The sequence below is a fragment of the Mycobacterium sp. genome, assembly GCF_965277065.1.
Classification (GTDB): Bacteria; Actinomycetota; Actinomycetes; order Mycobacteriales; family Mycobacteriaceae; genus Mycobacterium.
Window position 1 is genome coordinate 38,626 of the sequence record NZ_CBDIBT010000010.1, and the last position, 19,074, is coordinate 57,699.

Consider the following 19,074-nt stretch of genomic DNA (forward strand, 5'->3'; position numbering starts at 1 on the left):
GCGAACCTGTTCTCAGCCACCGGCGTTCACCCGCGCGGCGACGTCGTCGATGTGGTCGTCGAGGTAGAAATGTCCGCCGTCGTACCAGTCCAGCTCGAATGTTCCCGCGGTGTGGCCCTCCCACCGTTGCAGTTCGGCGGGGTCGACGCGAAGGTCGCTGTGGGCTCCCAAAGCCGAAATATCCGCAGCGATCTGAATGTCGGGGCTGCAGGTGTAGCGGTTGATCGCCGCATAATCGGCGCGCATCGCGGCGATCAGCAGTTCGGCGAATTCCGGGTCGGCGAGCAGTTCGGCATCGGTCCCGCCGAAGTCGGCCATGTCCACGAGCAGATCGTCGTGGCTGGTCGGCAGGTCGGGCTTGGCCTCGACGGCGCTCGGGGCGGGAGCCGCCGAGGCCCACAGCCGTTCTACGGTGGCGCCGCGGGATTCGGCGATCCTGGCGAATTCGAAAGCGACCACCGCACCCATGCTGTGGCCGAAAAGCCGCAGGGGCGCCACCTGACGCCAAGGACCGGCGACGAACAAACTGCGCGCGAGGTCTTGGACGTTCTGGGCGGCGGGCTCGGTGAGCCGCTCGGCACGCTGCGGGTACTGAACGATGTAGACGTCACCACCGCCGGCGGCCAGCGCGGTCGCCAGCTTGCGGTAGCCGGATGCCGCGCCGCCGGCATGCGGAAACACCACGGTGACGCCGTGCGCTCCCACGCCCCGGCCGGGGATGCGCTTGATCCAGGACGGGAAGTCTTTCTTCTGCACAGAGGTCAAGTTGTCGAAAATCATTGCACCGCTTCGTTTCCGGCGATCGCCGCGACCACATGTCCGGCGTCCATTCCGGTGACCTCCAGGTAGAGCTCGGCGACCTGCTCCAGCGGGCCGGGGTCGGACTCGCGGCGGCCGAGTAGGCCGGCCAATGCGGAGACGGTCCGGGTGGCGAAGATGTCAGCGACAATGGCGTCCGGGGTGTCCAGCCAGGCCCGGATGCGTGCGACGACCTGTGTCGCCAGCACCGAGTCGCCGCCGAGAGAGAAGAAGTCGTCGTCCGCACCGACCGAGTCGACCCCCGGCACGTCTCCGACGATCGCCGCAATCGCGGATTCGAGCGGCGTCGACGGGGCGCAGCGCTCGGGTGCGGTCGAATCGGCCACGGCGGCAGTCAATCGGCCGGTGACGAGGCGTCGGTCGATTTTGCGGGCGCTCGTGTACGGCACGTGATCCACGAACGACACGTGCTGCGGAATCATGTGCGCGGGAACGAGATCGGTCATCGACGCGCGCACCCTATCGGCGGTGAGCTGTGGGTCGTCGGCGTGGATGGCGGCAGCCAACACCTCGGCACCGCCCGTCGCGGTCACCACGGCCGCGACTACTGTTGCCACACCCGGTATCTGACGCAGCGCCACCTCGACCTCGCCGATCTCGACGCGGTAACCGCTGATCTTGACGCGGTGGTCGGCGCGTCCGACGAATTCCAGGACGCCGTCCGGCCAATACCTGGCCAGGTCGGCCATCAGGGTGCGGTAGCTCATCGCGTCGGCTGCCTGCATGTCCAAATCCACGTGCAGGCGCGACTTCTCGCCGGGCCACAACGAGAGGGTCAGCTCGAATACCTGCCTGTCGAGTTGCTGGTGCGACTTGGCCTCACGAAGCGCGAGAAGCCGTTCGCCGACGGTGTCGTCAGCGAGGTCGCGGAAGTCGTGCACGGTGACCGGAAAGCGCATGTGCGCTGAAGCCTCGTCGATCTGCTGGGTGCCGTCCGCCGGGAACCGCACCCGCAACATCGGATGCCGCAGCGCCAGCGAGGTCGCGGCCTGGGCTTGGCGTTCGGGATCAATTGGCCCGCCGTCGAATTCGACATACAGGTGGCCGGCTACGCCGCCCAGCGGCTGACTGTCGTGGCGCCCCACCCACATGGCGTGCTGCATGGGGGCCAGCGGAAAGGCGCCGTCGGCAGCGGGGACCGTCGGCGCCGTCGGGACGACCGGCTCCGACGCATCGGCGCCCACCAGCCGCGACCACGCCTCGACGGTGGGGGCGGCGGACAGCGCGGCGAAGTCGACATCGATCCCGCGGCGCCGCCATTTTCCGGCCAGCGTCATCATCCGAATCGAGTCGAGACCCTGGCTGATGAGGTTGCCAGCGGGGTCGACGGCATCGGCGCCGACGCCGAGCAATTGGGCAACCTCAGCGCGCACGTCGCTCGGGCTACCAGCGATGGAAGCCCCAACCCCGCCAGTCAACACTCAACCTCCTACTAGTTAGTTGAGGCTAGCCTAAATTGATGGCTACTTTAATAGCCGGGGCTCTTGCGACGCTACCGTCCTCAGATCGCACTAAGAATCTCGCCGATTCGCGACGCAGATCCAAACCAATCTGCTCGGGACGTTCGCCGACTACGACGAGCTCAAAGACGCCCTCCAGGCTGTGCTGTCCCCTGAGATCACAGCCCAGTTCGCGCTGACTCAGGACCTCGACGCAATCTCCACTGAATTCGCGGCTGGCAACAGCACCCAGGGGATCTCCGACCTCAACAATTTGTCGTCCGACGTCCTCGGTGCGTTGATCAATGGCTACGACGTCGGAACAAACCCCGCGGACCATTCACCACAATTCTTCGCCGGCCTGCTCGGTGACGGAAGCCTGCTGCAACACCTCGCGCTCACCTGGCCCGAGCAGATTGCGACAGCGCTGGGCTCGCTGGGTGAGACGCCGGTCGCAGCGGGTGAAGCTGTGACATCGGTGGCCCCCGATTTCCTCACCGGGCTGCTTAGCTTCTAGGCAACGAACGCCAAGCGGCGGGAACCGAACTGGAGGCAAGCAATGTCGTCTTCCGTGCTGGAAGGCTTTTTGCCGTTTCCGCCGGACCGCGCGGCGAGCTATCGAGCCGCCGGCTACTGGAGCGGCCGGACCGTTGACTCGATGGTGACCGACGCGGCACACCGCTGGCCGATCCGCCTTGCGGTGGTCGACGCCGACGGACCCGGGCGGCTGACCTTCGCGCAGCTGGACGAACGCGCCGACCGTGCCGCCGCAGGGCTCGCTGAGCTGGGCATTGCCGTCGGCGATCGGGTGCTACTGCAGCTGCCGAACCGCTGCGAGTTCGCTGTCGCGTTATTCGCGGTCCTGCGGGCCGGCGCGATCCCGGTGATGTGCCTGACCGGCCACCGCGCGGCCGAGCTGGGGCATTTCGCCGCGGTCAGCGAGGCGACGGCGCTGCTGATACCGGACAGCGCAAGCGGTTTCGACTACCGCCCGATGGCACACGAGCTCATCCGCGACCATCCCGGGCTCCGTCACGTCATCGTCGACGGCGAGCCGGAGTCGTTCGTCTCGTGGTCGCAGGTCTGCGCCAACGACACCGAAAAGCCGCAGCATCAACCAGATCCGGAGTCCCCTGCGCTGCTGCTGGTTTCCGGTGGCACCACCGGCACGCCCAAGCTGATCCCCCGCACCCACAACGACTACGTGTACAACGCCACCGCCAGCGCTGAGCTGTGCGGGCTCACCTCCGACGACGTCTACCTGGTGACTTTGCATGCCGCGCACAACTTTCCGTTGGCCTGCCCCGGTCTTCTCGGGGCTATCACGGCCGGCGCGCTCACAGTCTTTCTCGCCAACCCGAGTCCGGAGTCGGCGTTCGGCGCCATCGCGCGCTTTCGCGTCACCGTCACCGCGCTGGTGCCGGCGTTGGCTAATTTGTGGGCACAGGCCACCGAATGGGAGCCGGACGCACCGACCTCGTTGCGGCTGTTGCAGGTTGGCGGCGCCAAGCTGGAAGCCGGCGATGCGCGCCGGCTCCGCGAGACGCTGACCCCCGGCCTGCAGCAGGTATTCGGCATGGCCGAAGGACTGCTGAATTACACCCGACCGGGCGACCCGCCGGACATCGTCGATCACACTCAGGGACGGCCGCTGTGCGGCGATGACGAATTACGTTTCGTCGACGACGCCGGCCTCCCCGTCCCGGCCGGAACCGAGGGTGAGCTGCTGGTCAGGGGTCCCTACACCTTCAATGGCTATTTCCGCGCCGATGAAGCCAATGCGCTTTCCTTCGACCCGGACGGTTTCTACCGCAGCGGCGATCTGGTCCGTCAGCACGAAAGTGGAAACTTAGAGGTCACCGGCCGGGTGAAACCCGTCATCCATCGTGGCGGGGAGAGCTTTCCGGCGGCCGACCTCGAAAAGCATCTGCGTACCCACCCCGCGATCTCGTCGGCAGCGGCGGTCGCGCTAGCCGATCCGTATTTGGGCGAAAAGATCTGCGCGGCAGTTTTTTTCGCCGGAAATCCGGTGACACTGGCGGAGCTGCACAGCTATCTCGACCAGCGTGGCGTGTCCCGGCATGCCCGGCCCGACGTGCTGAGCGCGATGGCCTCGTTGCCGACCACTCCGGTCGGCAAGATCGACAAGAAGGCAATTGCCCGGCAATTACAGTCTTAAGATTCGCCGCCGAATTCATCGAGTTCGGACAGAGATCCTTTACCTTTCGTCATTACTGTCAACCTCATGAAGGCAACTGACGACAGCACATCGCCCGCGATCAACGTGCGCGTGGAAGCGAAGCGATCAGTCACGTCGATCGCCTTTTCGCTGCTCGCCACGTGCGCGGGGTTCCTTGGGGCAGGTGCGGCGATGGCCTCTCCGTCGAGCATGATTCCCGGCGACGCGCTGCTAGCGTTCCACGGCAAGTAATTCCGCAGTAGCCGCCCACAGCCGCGCGGTAGGCCGCACGAGCTCGATCGGATCCCGCCAGACCGCCGGAGCCACCCGCAAGATGCGGCGAAATACATTCTGGTGATAGGTATTTGATCCCAGCGATACGAGACGGGCTGGCGCGACAAGCGAATCCAGGAGATCGCCGATCAACTGTGCGTGCGCGAAATGGTTGACGCCGAGCGACTCTCCCTTGCAATAGTTCTCGGCACGCAGTCGTTGGTCGAGTAGCTGTCAGAACACCGCCAGACACACCGCGACGAAATGGCAAGTCGCCGCGAGTGCCGTGCAGGCATGAAAGACCTCGTGATAGCCGAAACTCGTCGGCCACGGGTTCGGCCGGCGTAGTGCGTAAGCCACTGCGCCGAGACTGTAGAGAATGCCGCCGATCCCCAGTAGCACGGCCGCGGCAACGCCGGCATTCTGCAGGATCAACCCGGTATACCAGATCCCTACCCAACCCAGCAGTAAGTAAAGGGTCACGCTCAGCCAACGGGGCGCCTCGGGCCAAAACAGCATCAGCGCAATACCAACGAGCGCCGCGCCCCAGACGATAGCGAGCACCACATGGCCCGTGGGGCGAGGCATGTCCAACCTTGCGAACGGTGTGTAGGTCCCGGCGATGAAGACGTAAATCATCGAGTGATCGAGACGTCGCATCCAAGCCCTGGCCCTATCCGAGCCCCACTCGACGCGGTGGTAGACGGCGCTGACGCCGAACATGGCGACGATCGCCAGCGTATACGCGAGCGTGGCATGTCCCGCGAGCTTGGAGGCGACCGCCCACGACACCGCAACCAATGCCGAACCGGCCACGAACGCCGCGGCGGCGCAATACACATGAATCCACCCGCGCAGGCGGGGCTTCGCGGCGGGCGTGGATGCCGTCAACACCTGCGTGGTCATCCGCGCTCCTCTGCGTCGACTTCCGCGTCGACCGTCGGCGTCCACGCCGGCGTTTCGGTGATCTCGAGGTAATCGGGATTCGACTGGTGGAACGCGCTGATGACCAGCGCCTGACAGTCGTCGGGCCCATCTTGATGACCAGAATGTAGAAAAGTCCCCGAGACGCGACGATCGAAATGCGCTGGCGCTAAATACAAACCGGTGCCCTGCATCCAACCCGCTGAAGAGTCCTCGACCACGACCGGCAGTCGGCCCGGAAGCTCGTTGAGAACGCGGAGCAGTTGGTCAACGTTCATCGACAACACCAATCGTTCGGCGCCACAGTCGCCTCCGCTGGCCGCGGCCTGGCGTGGTGGAGAAGGTCATCGTCAACATGGGAGCGCCAGAGTAGGAGCGAACCGCTGAGAGACCGCTGAGAATCCGGCAGAACTGCCGTTCTCAGCCGATTCTCAGTAGTGCGCGGTCAAACTGGGTAGATGTCTGCTGGGCGCTCATTTCGGCATGGTGCGCTGGCGCACCGTTGGCGGCTGCAGAAGCTCGGCATTGCAGGGCGCTCCGCCACAGTGTCGGCGGCCGCCGTATTGATCGCGTTCGCTCTGGCCGGGGGCATCCTCGACATCGCGCTCTACCGCTACTTGTTGGCCGGTGTCGACGATGCCACCGCAAGCAGAGTGCGCAACATTGCCACTGTGTTGACCACAACGACACCTGATGATTTCGACAACGCCCTCCTGGCCACCACTCAACGTGTTGTCGCCATTCAGGTGATCGGGCCACACGGAGACGTCGTCAAACGGGCCGGCTCGGCCACCGCCACCCCGCTGCTAGCGGTGAATCGCTTCGACGACAAGCTAATACGCGGCATGTCCGACGATGCGGTGGCCAACGACGACATGCGGGTAAGCGGCCAGCGGGTCAATACGGCACACGGTACCTACACGGTGATCGTTGGCGGGGGCAGTGAGGCGGTAGAGGCCACCGCCCGGACCGTCGCATTGCTATTGGCATGCGGGGCACCGATTATCGTCGGTGTTGCCGCGGCGGCGACGTACCGGCTCGTCCGCCAGTCGTTGCAGTCGGTAGACGCGATTCGCAGCAGAGTCGCCGAAATCTCAGCCTCGGACTTGGCTGAGCGGGTTCCGGTACCCGGGAGCAGCGACGAGATTTCGGCGCTTGCCGTCACGATGAACGAAATGCTGGCTCGACTCGAGGCGAATCATCGCGCCCAGCAACGCTTTGTGGGCGACGCTTCTCACGAACTACGCAGTCCGCTGACCACCATCATCTCCGGATTGGAGGCAGCCGAGGACCACCCTGAGCTTCTCAGCACGGGGATGGCCAGCACGACCCTGCTCCCAGAAGCACACCGCATGCGAACACTGATCGACGACTTGCTTCTGCTGGCGCGGGCCGATGAAAAACGATTGGTGTCGAGCACGCACGACGTTTCGGTCAGTGACGTTGCCGAGGCCGAAGTAGCTCGAGCACGGCAGAATGCCCGTTGCGCAATACATTCCGTGATCACCTCGGTGCAGATCGTTGGCGACTCCACGGCAATCTCACGAGTGATACGCAACCTGCTCGACAACGCCATCCGACACGCAACGTCCCGGGTCGAGGTCTGCGTCGGTAACCAGGACGGCGAAGCAATCATCGCCATCAGTGACGACGGACCGGGTATCGCGCCCAAAGACCGGGCGCGTGTGTTGGAGCGCTTCGTGCGATTGGATTCCGATAGGTCCCGCAGCAGCGGAGGAGCCGGCCTCGGATTGGCGATCGTCGCCGAAGTAGTGGCGGCGCACGGCGGCGCCATCACGGTCGGAGGTCGACTCGACCGTGGGACCACGATTCAGGTGTCGCTGCCTCAGCACACCAATCGATAACCGACCCCACGCACGGTCTCGATCGTGTTGGAACCGAACGGCACATCGATTTTTCGTCGCAGGTATCCGACATAGACCTCGACGACGTTGTCAGGTCCTTCGTAGTGCTCATCCCAGACGTTCCGCAGTATCTCGGTCTTGGTGATCACGGCGTCTTTCTTCCGCATGAGGAACGCGAGTAGTCCGAACTCGCGGGGCGTCAGCGCGATCGGGTTCTCACCGCGGTGCACTGTGCGCCTCGTGGGATCGAGCGACAACGTCCCCGCTGTCAGAACCACCGGCCGCTCCGGAGCCCCTCGTCGCGCCAGCGCATGTAACCGCGCGACGAGCACTCTGAAAGAGAATGGTTTGGTCAGGTAATCATCAGCCCCGAGATCGAACGCGTCGGTTTCTTCGTACTCTCCGTCCTTCGCCGTCAACATGAGCACCGGCGTCCAGATCCGCGCGGCCCGCATGCGACGCAACACCTCGTATCCACTCAGGCCAGGCAACATGATGTCGAGAACGATCACATCGAAGCTGTTCGCCGTTGCCTCCTGCAGCCCGTCGGTGCCGGTGCCGACGGCCACCACGACAAAGCCCTCGGCCTCGAGACCCGCCGACAGAGTTGCCGACAGCCGCTCCTCATCCTCAACCAGCAGGACCCTCATGCCCGCACGCTACTTCAAAATCCGGCGGCCAGGCTCCACAGCGCTTCGCGCTCGGCGGAGTCGGTGCGCTCCAGCGGACTGAGCGTCAACTCGGTGGCACCCGCATCCAGGTACGAATGCAGCTGGCGTACAACGGTTTCTTCCGGTCCGACCGCCGGCAGATCCAGGACACTGTCAACTCCTTCTCGAGCGATGACCTTGCGGTAGGACGGTATCGACTCGTAGAAGCTCAGCTGTTGCGCTGCAACCTCGCGAGCGTTCTCGATATCAGCGGACAACTGGACCGGCACGGCGGCGATGACGTGCGGAGCCGGGCGACCGGCGTCGGCCGCGGCTTTGGTGATCCTCGGCACGATGAAGTCGCCGATCGTCTTTGGGCCCGCCAAATACGGGATCGTGCCGTCGGCGAGTTCACCGGTGCCGCCGGCGACCCGTAACGGCCAGGTCGGGCTGGCGCTGATTTCGCTGCCGTGAAAGTCGACGCTGCCGGTGTCAAAGGCTGAGCGCAGGATCGTCAGATGCTCGCGGAGCCGCGTAATGACGTTAGTCCAGTCGCTGCCGAAAGCGGGACGCTCGACCAGGGCGGCGCCCAGACCGAGCCCGAGACTGAAGTTGCCATGGGTGGCGGCCTGCGCCGTCTGCGCCAGTTGCGCGACGATCAGCGGGTGTCGGGGGTTGATCGGCACCACCGAGGTGCCGACATCCAATCCGGGTACGGCAGCGCCGACGAGTCCCGCCAGCGCGATGGCGTCGTAATTCAGCTGCTGCTGCGCCAACCACACTTGCTTGACACCGAGTTCGTGAGCTCGTGCACCTTGTGCGATGACGTCGTCGACGAGATTGACCGCACCGGCACGTGGAATGAGGAGGACTCCAGCAGGCATAAAGCGGGCAACGCCCCCATGTGGTCAGCTATTCCTAGCGATCGGAAGGCACCTCGGCGAAACGCGGTTCACCGCTATCGGCCACGGAATTGAATCGGTCCGTGTCTCAGCCTTTCGTTTGATGTCGCGAATCGGTTCCCCGGGAAACGCGGAGACATCGAAGTTTTCGTGAATACGTGAGGCTGTCACGGACACCGTCAACACCGCACTGCCGCGCTGGACGCCCCAGGCGAGAAGCACCTGAGCGGGCCGTGCGCGGCGCATAGCTCATGCAATTCCCCCGTGGGTGGTGGGGATGCGACTCGACCTCGGTAAAGAGGCGCCTAACCGCGCTTGGCGCGCAATAGCTGCACCTGCCCGTAGGTGTCGATCGGGCTCTGCAGCGCCAACCCACCGTCAGCCAAGACGGTTTGCCCTGTCACCCAACTCATTTCGAGTACCGCGACAACGGCCTCGGCCACGTCGTCGGCCTCACCGACCCGTCCCAAGGCCGTGCGATGACTCAACGCGTCCAGCCAGCCCGGAAGCTGCTCCGCTCCGGCAAGCATCGGGGTCCGCGTGACGCCCGGTCCTACCGCGTTGACCCGGATGGCGTGCGGCCCCCATTCACTTGCCGCAACCCGGACCAGCATGTCGACCCCGGCTTTGGAGACGCAGTAGGCACCCATGTCGCGGTCGGCCACGGTGCCGCTGATGCTGGACACGGCGACGATGGATCCGCCGCCACCGTTGTCGATCATCGCCTGCGCGACCGCTCGCATGGTCAGCCAGGTTCCGGTGAGGTTGACGTCGATCACGCGCTTCCAATCGGCCGGATCCTGCGCGATCAACATCCCGGACGCGCCCATTGCGGCACAGGCGACCAAGCGATCCGGGACTCCGACCTTCGCCGCCGTCTGCTCGAGAGCTGCGGCCACCGCATCGGGATCGCTGATGTCGCAATCGATGTCGCCGCCACGCAGATCCCAGGTGATGACGTCGTGCCCGGCCTTGCGTAGCCGGTCGGCGGCGGCAGCGCCGATACCCGACGCGCCGCCGGTCACGATGGCGCTCATCGCGCAGGACCGATCAGTTCGACGCGGACACCGTCCGGCGCTACGACCACCGCCATGTCGACCTGCTTTCGCCCCGGTGCGGCAACAGCGATTTGCCGGACTCCGTCGGTGAACCCCAGATCGGCCAATCGACCGAGGGTGGGCTCGACGTCGCGACTCAACGAGACGAGGAAGAAGCCCGACGCCGGACCCGCTGCCGGCTCGTGTGCAGGTTCCGGATCGTCGAACACCACCAGTTCGAGGATGCCGGTGTCGGGCGCCTCGGGGTCGCCGAGGAAGATCGACCGCAGATTGTCGGTCTTGGCGGCGAACAGAGCGGGCCAGTCACCGACGAAGACGTGATCGAAGAGGATTGTCAGACCCAGTCCGTCCTGCCAAAAACTCAGCGCGCGTTCGACATCGGTTGTCACGATCGCCGTGTGATGGATACCGTTCATACGCCACCAGCCTTTGTGGTTTCGAAGACGTCCAGGTTCACTGCGGCAAGGCGCTGCGCGAACATGCTTCCGCTGTAGGGATACTGCGTCACCATTTTGCCGCTGGGATGGCGGAAGTAGTTGCTGCAGTTCGCTGCCCAGACAGTCGTGTCCAATGCCGCCTGGATCTCGACGTTGAACTCCTCGTGCGGGCCGCGCTTGATGTCGACGGCCGCGATGGCGTCGCGGCTCATCGTGTCGAGCAGTCGTCGCACGAATTCCGCCTGAGCTTCCAGGATGTAGATCATCGACGTGATTCCGTTGGTGTTCGGTCCGTACAGCGTGAACAGATTCGGATAGCCAGGCACCACGGTGCCCAGATAGGCCTCGGCACCGTCACGCCATTCGTTGTGCAGTCGCCGGCCACCGCTGCCGAACACCTCGAGACTGCTCAGGTAATCAGCAGCCTTGAAGCCGGTTCCGAAAATCACGGTGTCGGCCCGATGTTCGACGCCGTCCGCAGTGCGCAGACCGTTTTCGGTGAAGGCAACGATCGGTGCGGTCTCCAGCGTGACATTCGGTAGCGCGAACACCGGGAACCACGTTTTGGACTGCAGCGGACGCTTGCAGCCAACGGGGTAGTCGGGCAACAATTTCGCGCGAAGTTGGGGGTCCCGCACCTTCTTCATCAGATAGCCGTACGACATTTCGGTCAGCGTCTTGGTCATGTCGGATTCAACGTCGAAGTCGGCGGCCTCGTACTGCTCGAAGGCCGCGTCTCGCAGCTTGAGCGCCTCGGCGGGATCGCGCGCGAACAACTTCTGCTGGTCCGGGGTGAACGGATCGTCGAATCGCGGGGCCACCCAGATCGGGGTGCGCTGGAACACGGTCAGATGCTCGGTCTCCGCGGCGATCGCCGGGACATACTGGACGGCACTTGCGCCCGTACCGATCGACGCAACCCGTTCTCCCGCTGTCGATTTCGAGTGATCCCAACGCGACGAGTGGAAAATCCGTCCACCAAAAACCTTTCGATCCGGTATCGCCGGAATGTTGGGCACGTCGAGCATGCCGACCGCGCTGACGACGACGTCGACCTCGTGTGACTCCCCCTGCTGGGTCTCGATCGTCCAATGCGCGTCGGTGTCCGACCACCGCACCGCGGTCACCACGGTGTTGGCCCGCAGATGAGGGCCGAGGCCATGGTCGTCGGCCACCTGCTCGAGATAGGCGAGGATTTCGGGCTGGTTCGCGTACGTCTTACTCCAGTACGGATTGAGCGCGAAGGAAAACGAGTAGAAGTGCGACGGCACATCGCAGGCCGCGCCCGGGTAGGTGTTGTTGCGCCACGTCCCGCCGAATCCGTCGCCGCGCTCGAAGATCGTGAAATCGAAACCACCCTGGGCCAACTGAATGCCCATCGCGATACCGCCGGGGCCGGCGCCGATGACGCCCACTCGCGGCTTCCGCGCCGGCAAGACCATAGTCAGCAATGTTACATACGCGGCCTCATATGTAAAGTAGTGGCGCTCGGCGGTGGGTGGAGCGGCGCTGACCAGGCGAGTACCGCAGGAGCTTGACCGGCCTCGTCGTGATCGGTCCGTACAACGACTGCACACGGGAGGGCGGCACGTATCTTTGCCACCGCTAGGCCTCGGCATTCATCGGCTGGGTTACCGACCACATCAATCCCAGGCGTGGCCTGATTCGGCCTTACTGCAACGCCTCTCGCATGTATAGGTCATCCCTAGGGAAGAGCTGAGCTGGGCCTGAAATCTTACTGAGCGAATACCGCGAACTAGGGGTAACCTCAGGATTCTCAGTGGTCGGGACTGGGGTGGGAGGATCCGTATCCGGCAGGGGTGCGGCCAAGGAGAAAGGTTTTCGTCATGGGATCTGCCAGGTATATAGGCCGCGTCGGGGGGCTGGCATTAGGGCTGGGCATCGGGGCGGTGGTGGTCGCGACGGCGGGGACCGCTTCTGCCGACCCATCGGTCGCGGCGGTGGCGGCGGACGCGGCCGCGGGGACGCTTTTTGCCGACCCAGCGGCGGCATTCGATCCGAATAATTTCGCGATCGGGTTCGACGGGATGAACTTCGACTTCGGCACCGCGACCGTCAACTCCGGCACCGCCGGGAATTTCGACTTCGCGTTCGCCGACGGCGACGGTAGCAACGCCGGCGCCACTGGCGGACTCTTCAACTCCTCGTTCGCCGACGGCGTGAATAGCTCCACGTTCGCCACGGGCGGCAACTACGACTCCGCCAGCGCCTTCGGCGACAACACCTCGGCCACAGCCGACGGCAACAACGACTTCGCCAGCGCCATCGGCATGAACAGCATCGCCCAAGCCGAATTCGGCAACAACGATATTGCCTTCGCCGACGGCACCCCCAGCATCGTTTCTGCCGAAGACGGCAGCAACGATATTGCGATCGGTCTCGGCACTAGCAGCAACGCTTTCGCCGGGTTCGCCAACAACGACCTCGCCGTCGCCTTCGGTGGCCTGACCGCGGATGCTACCGAAACCAACGGGCTCACCGACATCACGGGGCTCACCCCCGCGGCCACCAGCGCCGCGGCCGACCTGTTCGGCGGCTCGGCCCCGGATGGCTCGTTCCTCACGGACTTCCTGGATGGCTCCTGGCTGACCAGTCTGTTCTGACGGGATCGCGCAGATGATTGTTTGAGTCTGCTGCGGCCGGCACCCCGTCGCAGATTCGACTAAGTACCAGTTAGCCGGCGGGTTCCAGGTCGCTGGCCGCGACGATTATCAAAGCTTGACCGATAGCACATGATTCGACGATGTCGTTGGTGCACCCCGGAATGCGCGGTCGGTGATCGCCGCTAGCGCGGCCCGACGGCGGTCGTGCTCGGCTTGGCTGTCCTCGAGAGCCGCGGCAGTGGTCAAACTGGCCGGCGACCATGTCATCGACAGTGCGACCACGGTGGCGTACACGTCGGCCGGTTCGATGTCCGGGGACACCAAACCGTCGCGCTGCGCCTGACGAATCGCGTCCTATTTTGCGGATAGATCCGCCGATAGTCCGACTAGCAGGTTGGTATAGAAACAATGCACGTCGTCGGCGGTCGGGCATGGATCGCACAATGCGCAACGGCGTGATCGGGGCGCGTCGTGACTACGCCGCTGCCAGCACGGTGCGCTGACGATCACCGGCGGAGCACCAAACCCCCCCACGACCACACGACAGAGGACTGACCCGCATGAAACTAGGTTTGCACATCGCCGACTTCACCACCTTCGGCTCCCCCGCTGGCATCGCTTCCGGGCTCGCCGCCACCGCCCGGGCCGCCGAGCAGACTGGCTTCACCACACTCACGCTGATGGACCACTACTTCCAAATGGAGGCGACGGCGCCGGCCACCGACCCCATGCTGGAGGGCTACACGACACTCGGGTTCCTCGCCGGGCACACCGAACGCCTGCAACTCGGGATGCTAGTGACCGGTGTGACCTACCGCCATCCCGGACTTCTGGCCAAGACGCTTGCCACCCTTGACGTCCTTTCCAACGGGCGCGCGCTGCTCGGCATCGGTGCTGCCTGGTACGAACGCGAACACACCGGCCTTGGTGTGCCCTTCCCGCCCGTGCCCGAGCGGTTCGATCGCCTCGAGGAAGCGCTGCAAATTTGTCGCCAGATGTGGAGCCCAGACGACGGCCCCTTCCGCGGCCAGTACTACCAACTAGCTGAAACCCTCTGCCAACCGCAGCCTTTGCAGCCCGGAGGCCCACCGATACTGATCGGCGGAATGGGAGAAAAGAAGACCCTGCGCCTCGTCGCACGCCACGCGAACGCCTGCAACCTGTTCGACGCCGGCCCCGAGGTCATCGCTGCCAAACTCGATATTCTGGCGCGGCACTGCCACGACGCCGGACGCGACCCCGCCGACATCACCAAGACGATCATCACCGGTACCGATCCACTGATCGATACCGACGCATTCATCGACACCATGCACGCCTACGCCGACCTCGGCATCACCCAGGTGTGGATCGGCTCCAACCAACCTGACCTACCTGCGTGGGTCCACCGCGTTGGTGATCTCGTAACTCCCGGCATCCATGCCCTCTGACACGGCAATACGTGTCAGTAAACTCGTCGTTCGCGGGTGAGCGCCACTGATCATCATCGGGCCTCAGAATTTTGTGGCCGCACTGTTTGCGCAAAGGCGCGGTGTCGTCGTTGGGACGGTCAGTAGTGGGAGTCGGTCCGTAGAACCCGCACATTGCCATTGACGAATGTCACCATTTGATGTTGACTCTGTCGAATGACGGAGTCAGTGCCGACCCGCGGATCGCTGCGATCACGTTCTGCAGCCCTGGTGAGCTTGGCGACATTGCGACAGCTCAGCACGGTGCTACCGCCCGAGCAGGCCTGGGCCTTGTGGGTATCCCGGCGGATCATCGCAGGCGTCATGGATACCTTCGGACCTTCACTGGCCGGGACCCACATCGAGCACATTGACGTGCAACACGACGGACGTCGCGTAGTCGGTGAGTGGGTGCGCGCCCCCGGTGTCTCGACGAGCCGGGGCGCCATCTACTTCGTGCACGGCAGCGGCTTTGCGTTGTGTTCGCCGCGAACGCACCGCCGGTTGACCTCGTGGCTGTCCCGGCTGACCGGGCTGCCGGTGTTCACCGTCGACTATCGGTTGGCGCCTCGACACCGCTTCCCCACCGCGGCCGACGACGTGCGCGCGGGCTGGGACTGGCTCACCGCCCAAGTGCCTGCGGATCGCATTGCAATCGCCGGTGATTCGGCCGGTGGCCATCTGTCAGTGGACTTGCTGCTGCAGACCGACGTGGCTACCCGTGGCCCGGCCGCGCTGGTGCTGTTCTCGCCGCTGATCGACCTCACGCTCGAACTTGCCCGTGCGCGTGAAGATTTGCGCCGCGACCCAGCGATTCGGGCCGCCGACGCGGCCCGCCTGGTCCGGCTGTACACCCGAGGCGTGGATCCCGCGCATCCGCGCCTGAAACTCGATGTCGCCGACGGTCCGTCGCTTCCGCCCACGCTCATTCAGGCCGGCGGCGCCGAATTCCTGCTCGCCGACGCGCGGCACCTGGCCGCCGACATCCGCACCGGCGGTGGCCGTTGCACGCTCCAGGTGTGGCCCGACCAGGTGCATGTGTTTCAGGCGCTGCCCCGGCTGGCGCCCGAAGCCACGAAGGCGATGGCGCAGGCCGCGACATTCATCGGCGTCGCGTTGAGCGACAACAACATCGAGAACCTCACCGGAAAGGCGGGCTGCGCATGATCGGGCCGTTCGGCAAATCACCCAAGGTCAGCCACCACGCGCGCGCGGTGGTGACCGGTGCGGGCAGCGGGATCGGCGCCGCGTTCGCCGTCGAGTTGGCCGAGCGCGGCGGCCGCGTTGTCTGCAGCGACATCGACGAGGTCGCGGCGAAGCGCACAGTCACCGCGATCACCGACCGCGGCGGCCACGCCGTCGCGATCGCCTGCGACGTAACCCAACTCGACGATGTTGTCGATCTGGCCGCACAGTCGCAGTCATGGTTCGGCGCCGCGCCTTCGCTGGTGATCAACAACGCTGGCGTCGGCTCCGGCGGCGCCCCGATCGGCGAACTCCCCATCGAGGACTGGCAGTGGGTGCTGGGCATCAACCTGTGGGGACCCATTCACGGCTGTCATGTCTTCGCGCCGATTCTGCGCGCGGCCGACCCGTCGGACGCGCCGCGCGGCATCATCAACGTCGCGTCGGCCGCGGCGTTCGGCGCCGCGCCCAGCATGGCGGCCTACAACGTCAGCAAGGCCGGTGCGCTGTCGCTCTCGGAGACGCTGGCCGCCGAATTGTCCGGCAGCGGGGTGAAAGTCACCGCTCTGTGCCCCACCTTCGTCAAGACCAACATCCTCGATGCCGGTCGTATCTCGAGCGAGACGAATCAATTAGCCCACAAGATCATGCGCTGGACCGGAGTGTCGGCGCAGAAAGTGGCGCAAACCTGCCTCGATGCCCACGACCGCGGCGACCTCTACTGCATGCCACAACTCGAAGCCAAGATCGGCTGGGGCATCAAACGTTTCATGCCTGGTACCTACACCCGCGCTATCGGCCTGGCGCTCAGGGCCGCCCCGCTGTGATGAATCGCGTTCAAAGGAGGATTCGATGAGTATCGACATGGAAGCAATGCTGGCCAAGATCAAAGACCGCCAATGGGCGCTGGCCGACATCGACTGGGATGCATCGGGTGCCGAGATGATCAGCGACGAGCAGCGTCCAAAGCTCAAGGCGTTCATGGCCGACCTGTGCTGGATCGAGAACATCGGCGCGCGCGGCTTCGCCGCGCTGGCGAAGAAGGCACCCACGCCGACTATCGGCGAGATCTATCGGTATTTCCACGCCGAAGAACAGCGGCACGCCAATGCCGAACTGGCGCTGATGAAACGCTGGGGCATGCTTAGCGATGGTGAGATTCCCGAGCCGAACGTGAACATCCGCCTGGCCATCGACTGGCTGGACCGTTGGGCCGACGACATGCCGCTGTCGCTACTCGGCACCGTCATTCCGATGCTCGAAGTCGCGCTGGACGGCGCGCTGTTGAAGTTCCTTCTCGACGAAGTGCACGACCCCGTCTGCCACCAGGTGTTCGAGAAAATCAACAACGACGAATCACGCCATCTGGTCGTCGATTTCGAAGTCCTGGACATGATCGGGCACGCGAAGATCCGTCGATTACTGATCGACTTCGTCGGTCACAACGCCACTCCGGGTCTCATCATCGGGGCGATCATGGGAGCTCCGCTGATCAACCGGATCCGCAACGAGATCATCGGCATGGGCATGGAACCCGAGCGGCTTTACCGGTCCGTGAAGCGATTCAAAGAACTCGGCGACCGCGGCGAGCACACCAATCGGGTGCCGACATACCGGTTCCTGAGGCGCTACGCCGGCGTGGTCACCAATCCACGCCACCCGTACCACCTGCTGGCGAATTCGATGGTGTGGCTTTCCGACCGGTATCCACGCCCCATGCTGCCCTCGGTGCCGAGCTGGGTTCGCGAAGTCACTCACGAGCCGGCGGCGTGATCATGGCGAAGACCCACACCTACGCGACGCTGATCGTCGGAGCGGGATTCAGCGGCCTCGGCGCGGCGATCAAGCTGGCCCACGCCGGCGTCGAGGACGTCGTCATTCTGGAGCGCAGCGACCGTGTCGGCGGAACCTGGCGGGACACCAGTTATCCGGGCGCCAGCTGTGACATCCCATCGCTGCTGTATTCGTTCTCGTTCGTCAAGAACCCGACCTGGTCGCGGACCTATTCGGCCGCCGAGGAGATCCGCAACCACATCGAGGACATGGCCGATCGGTTCGACATCCGGCGCCGTATCGAGTTCGGTCAGGAAGTCACCGGACTGTCGTTCGACTCCGACGCCGGCACTTGGACCGCAACCACGGCCGGCCGCAGGCGTTTTCGCGCCCGCACGGTGATCCTGGCGTCCGGGCCGCTGCCTGATTCCAGCTTCCCCGACATGCGGGGTATCGACACCTATGCAGGCCACAAGATTCACAGTGCCCGGTGGGACCAGGATTACGACTTCGCCGGCAAGCGGGTCGGTGTCATCGGCACCGGCGCCAGCGCGATCCAGATCATCCCCGAACTGGTCAAGCAGGCCGAGTTCGTGAAGGTGTTCCAGCGCACCCCGGGCTGGGTGCTTCCCCGCCTCGATTTCGCGACGCCGCCCGCCGTCCAGACGGCCTTCGCCAAAGCCCCTGCGGTGCAACAGCTTGCGCGTCAGGCACTGTACTGGGGCCATGAGGCCAGCGCGACGGCGCTGGTGTGGAACACGCCGCTGACGTCCGTGGTGGCCCGGCTCGGCAAGATGCACCTCAACCGTCAGGTCAAGGACCCGTGGCTGCGCCGCCAGCTGACCCCCGACTTCACGCCGGGCTGCAAGCGGATGCTGGTATCCAGCGACTACTACCCCGCACTGCAGCGCGACAACTGCAAGCTGATCGACTGGCCCATAGCGACGTTGAGCCCGGTGGGTCTGCGCACCAGCGATGGCATCGAGCACCACGTGGACTGCATCGTCTTCGCCACCGGCTACGACGTGCACCTGACCGGCCCACCATTTCCGGTCACCGGTCTGGACGGACGTTCGCTGAGCGACGAATGGACCGATGGGGCACAGGCTTACAAGAGTGCCAGCGCGCACGGCTACCCGAACCTGTTCTTCATGACCGGCCCGAACTCTGGTCCGGGCCACAACTCGCTGCTGGTCTACATCGAAGGTCAACTCGACTACGCCGTCCGCGGCATCACCACCATTCTCGACAACGAGTTGCGCTACCTCGATGTCCGCCAGGATGTGCAGCAGCGCTACAACAAACGGATCCAGAAGCGCCTCACCAAGACGACCTGGATGTCGGGCTGCAGCAGTTGGTACCTGACCAAAGACGGCCGCAACGTGTCGATGTATCCCGGGTTCGCCACCCAGTATCTTCGACAGATGAGGGATTTCCAGTACGCCGACTACCAGGCGGCTGAACATGCCGCCGTACGCGTGAGCTCGACCGCCTGACA

Annotated in this window: 20 protein-coding genes; 10 read left to right on the forward strand and 10 right to left on the reverse strand. The window is 64.6% G+C overall.

The features are described 5' to 3' along the window. Positions 1-12 precede the first annotated feature (12 nt). Positions 13-780 (reverse strand): thioesterase II family protein, encoded by a 768-nt coding sequence (locus ACQY5A_RS01555; RefSeq protein WP_428338612.1) that lies wholly within the window; start codon positions 778-780, stop codon positions 13-15. Beyond that, positions 777-2,213: a phosphopantetheine-binding protein gene (locus tag ACQY5A_RS01560; RefSeq protein WP_428338644.1), complete on the reverse strand. Its 1,437-nt coding sequence runs from the start codon at positions 2,211-2,213 to the stop codon at positions 777-779. The genes ACQY5A_RS01555 and ACQY5A_RS01560 overlap by 4 nt, the downstream gene beginning before the upstream one ends. 208 nt (positions 2,214-2,421) lie before the next feature. On the opposite strand from ACQY5A_RS01560, the gene ACQY5A_RS01565 reads away from it, so the two are divergent. The 3 genes from ACQY5A_RS01565 (at position 2,422) to ACQY5A_RS01575 (ending at position 4,689) form a co-directional block, all read left to right on the forward strand. Further along, complete coding sequence (locus ACQY5A_RS01565) at positions 2,422-2,775, forward strand: hypothetical protein (RefSeq protein WP_428338613.1); 354 nt, start codon at positions 2,422-2,424, stop codon at positions 2,773-2,775. A 42-nt stretch (positions 2,776-2,817) separates the two neighbouring features. Beyond that, complete coding sequence (locus ACQY5A_RS01570) at positions 2,818-4,437, forward strand: (2,3-dihydroxybenzoyl)adenylate synthase (RefSeq protein WP_428338614.1); 1,620 nt, start codon at positions 2,818-2,820, stop codon at positions 4,435-4,437. A 66-nt stretch (positions 4,438-4,503) separates the two neighbouring features. Next, positions 4,504-4,689 (forward strand): hypothetical protein, encoded by a 186-nt coding sequence (locus tag ACQY5A_RS01575; RefSeq protein WP_428338615.1) that lies wholly within the window; start codon positions 4,504-4,506, stop codon positions 4,687-4,689. Between the two features lie 255 nt (positions 4,690-4,944). Here the strand turns inward: ACQY5A_RS01575 and trhA are convergent, their stop codons facing one another. Further along, complete coding sequence (gene trhA / locus ACQY5A_RS01580) at positions 4,945-5,616, reverse strand: PAQR family membrane homeostasis protein TrhA (protein ID WP_428338616.1); 672 nt, start codon at positions 5,614-5,616, stop codon at positions 4,945-4,947. Further along, positions 5,613-5,912: a hypothetical protein gene (locus tag ACQY5A_RS01585; protein WP_428338617.1), complete on the reverse strand. Its 300-nt coding sequence runs from the start codon at positions 5,910-5,912 to the stop codon at positions 5,613-5,615. The genes trhA and ACQY5A_RS01585 overlap by 4 nt, the downstream gene beginning before the upstream one ends. Before the next feature lie 180 nt (positions 5,913-6,092). Here ACQY5A_RS01585 and ACQY5A_RS01590 point away from each other — a divergent pair, with 180 nt between their 5' ends. Continuing rightward, positions 6,093-7,499, forward strand: coding sequence for an ATP-binding protein (locus ACQY5A_RS01590; RefSeq protein WP_428338618.1), 1,407 nt, complete (start codon positions 6,093-6,095; stop codon positions 7,497-7,499). Here ACQY5A_RS01590 and ACQY5A_RS01595 read toward each other — a convergent pair. The 5 genes from ACQY5A_RS01595 to ACQY5A_RS01615 all read right to left on the reverse strand — a co-directional run bounded on the left by ACQY5A_RS01595 (position 7,481) and on the right by ACQY5A_RS01615 (position 11,988). Further along, positions 7,481-8,149, reverse strand: a complete 669-nt coding sequence (locus ACQY5A_RS01595) for a response regulator transcription factor (protein WP_428338619.1) — start codon at positions 8,147-8,149, stop codon at positions 7,481-7,483. The genes ACQY5A_RS01590 and ACQY5A_RS01595 overlap by 19 nt on opposite strands. 14 nt (positions 8,150-8,163) lie before the next feature. Then, positions 8,164-9,033 carry a TIGR03564 family F420-dependent LLM class oxidoreductase gene (locus ACQY5A_RS01600; protein WP_428338620.1) on the reverse strand — a complete coding sequence of 290 codons (870 nt, stop codon included), beginning with the start codon at positions 9,031-9,033 and terminating at the stop codon, positions 8,164-8,166. A 323-nt stretch (positions 9,034-9,356) separates the two neighbouring features. Next, the gene (locus tag ACQY5A_RS01605) at positions 9,357-10,088 is read right to left on the reverse strand and encodes an SDR family NAD(P)-dependent oxidoreductase (protein ID WP_428338621.1); all 732 of its coding nucleotides are present in this window, start codon (positions 10,086-10,088) and stop codon (positions 9,357-9,359) included. Further along, complete coding sequence (locus tag ACQY5A_RS01610; RefSeq protein WP_428338622.1) at positions 10,085-10,525, reverse strand: VOC family protein; 441 nt, start codon at positions 10,523-10,525, stop codon at positions 10,085-10,087. The genes ACQY5A_RS01605 and ACQY5A_RS01610 overlap by 4 nt, the downstream gene beginning before the upstream one ends. Then, a complete protein-coding gene (locus ACQY5A_RS01615) occupies positions 10,522-11,988 on the reverse strand; it encodes a flavin-containing monooxygenase (RefSeq protein ID WP_428338623.1) in 1,467 nt (488 codons plus the stop codon). The genes ACQY5A_RS01610 and ACQY5A_RS01615 overlap by 4 nt, the downstream gene beginning before the upstream one ends. 405 nt (positions 11,989-12,393) lie before the next feature. On the opposite strand from ACQY5A_RS01615, the gene ACQY5A_RS01620 reads away from it, so the two are divergent. Then, positions 12,394-13,170 carry a hypothetical protein gene (locus tag ACQY5A_RS01620; RefSeq protein ID WP_428338624.1) on the forward strand — a complete coding sequence of 259 codons (777 nt, stop codon included), beginning with the start codon at positions 12,394-12,396 and terminating at the stop codon, positions 13,168-13,170. Between the two features lie 108 nt (positions 13,171-13,278). On the opposite strand, the gene ACQY5A_RS01625 is transcribed toward ACQY5A_RS01620, so the two are convergent. Then, positions 13,279-13,518: a hypothetical protein gene (locus ACQY5A_RS01625; protein WP_428338645.1), complete on the reverse strand. Its 240-nt coding sequence runs from the start codon at positions 13,516-13,518 to the stop codon at positions 13,279-13,281. A gap of 212 nt (positions 13,519-13,730) precedes the next feature. On the opposite strand from ACQY5A_RS01625, the gene ACQY5A_RS01630 reads away from it, so the two are divergent. The 5 genes from ACQY5A_RS01630 (at position 13,731) to ACQY5A_RS01650 (ending at position 19,072) form a co-directional block, all read left to right on the forward strand. Further along, complete coding sequence (locus tag ACQY5A_RS01630; protein WP_428338625.1) at positions 13,731-14,600, forward strand: LLM class F420-dependent oxidoreductase; 870 nt, start codon at positions 13,731-13,733, stop codon at positions 14,598-14,600. A gap of 195 nt (positions 14,601-14,795) precedes the next feature. Next, positions 14,796-15,785, forward strand: a complete 990-nt coding sequence (locus tag ACQY5A_RS01635) for an alpha/beta hydrolase (protein ID WP_428338627.1) — start codon at positions 14,796-14,798, stop codon at positions 15,783-15,785. Then, positions 15,782-16,630: an SDR family NAD(P)-dependent oxidoreductase gene (locus tag ACQY5A_RS01640; RefSeq protein WP_428338628.1), complete on the forward strand. Its 849-nt coding sequence runs from the start codon at positions 15,782-15,784 to the stop codon at positions 16,628-16,630. The genes ACQY5A_RS01635 and ACQY5A_RS01640 overlap by 4 nt, the downstream gene beginning before the upstream one ends. A 25-nt stretch (positions 16,631-16,655) precedes the next feature. Beyond that, positions 16,656-17,576, forward strand: a complete 921-nt coding sequence (locus tag ACQY5A_RS01645; protein ID WP_428338629.1) for a ferritin-like domain-containing protein — start codon at positions 16,656-16,658, stop codon at positions 17,574-17,576. Beyond that, positions 17,573-19,072, forward strand: coding sequence for a flavin-containing monooxygenase (locus ACQY5A_RS01650; protein WP_428338630.1), 1,500 nt, complete (start codon positions 17,573-17,575; stop codon positions 19,070-19,072). The genes ACQY5A_RS01645 and ACQY5A_RS01650 overlap by 4 nt, the downstream gene beginning before the upstream one ends. Positions 19,073-19,074: the final 2 nt, after the last annotated feature.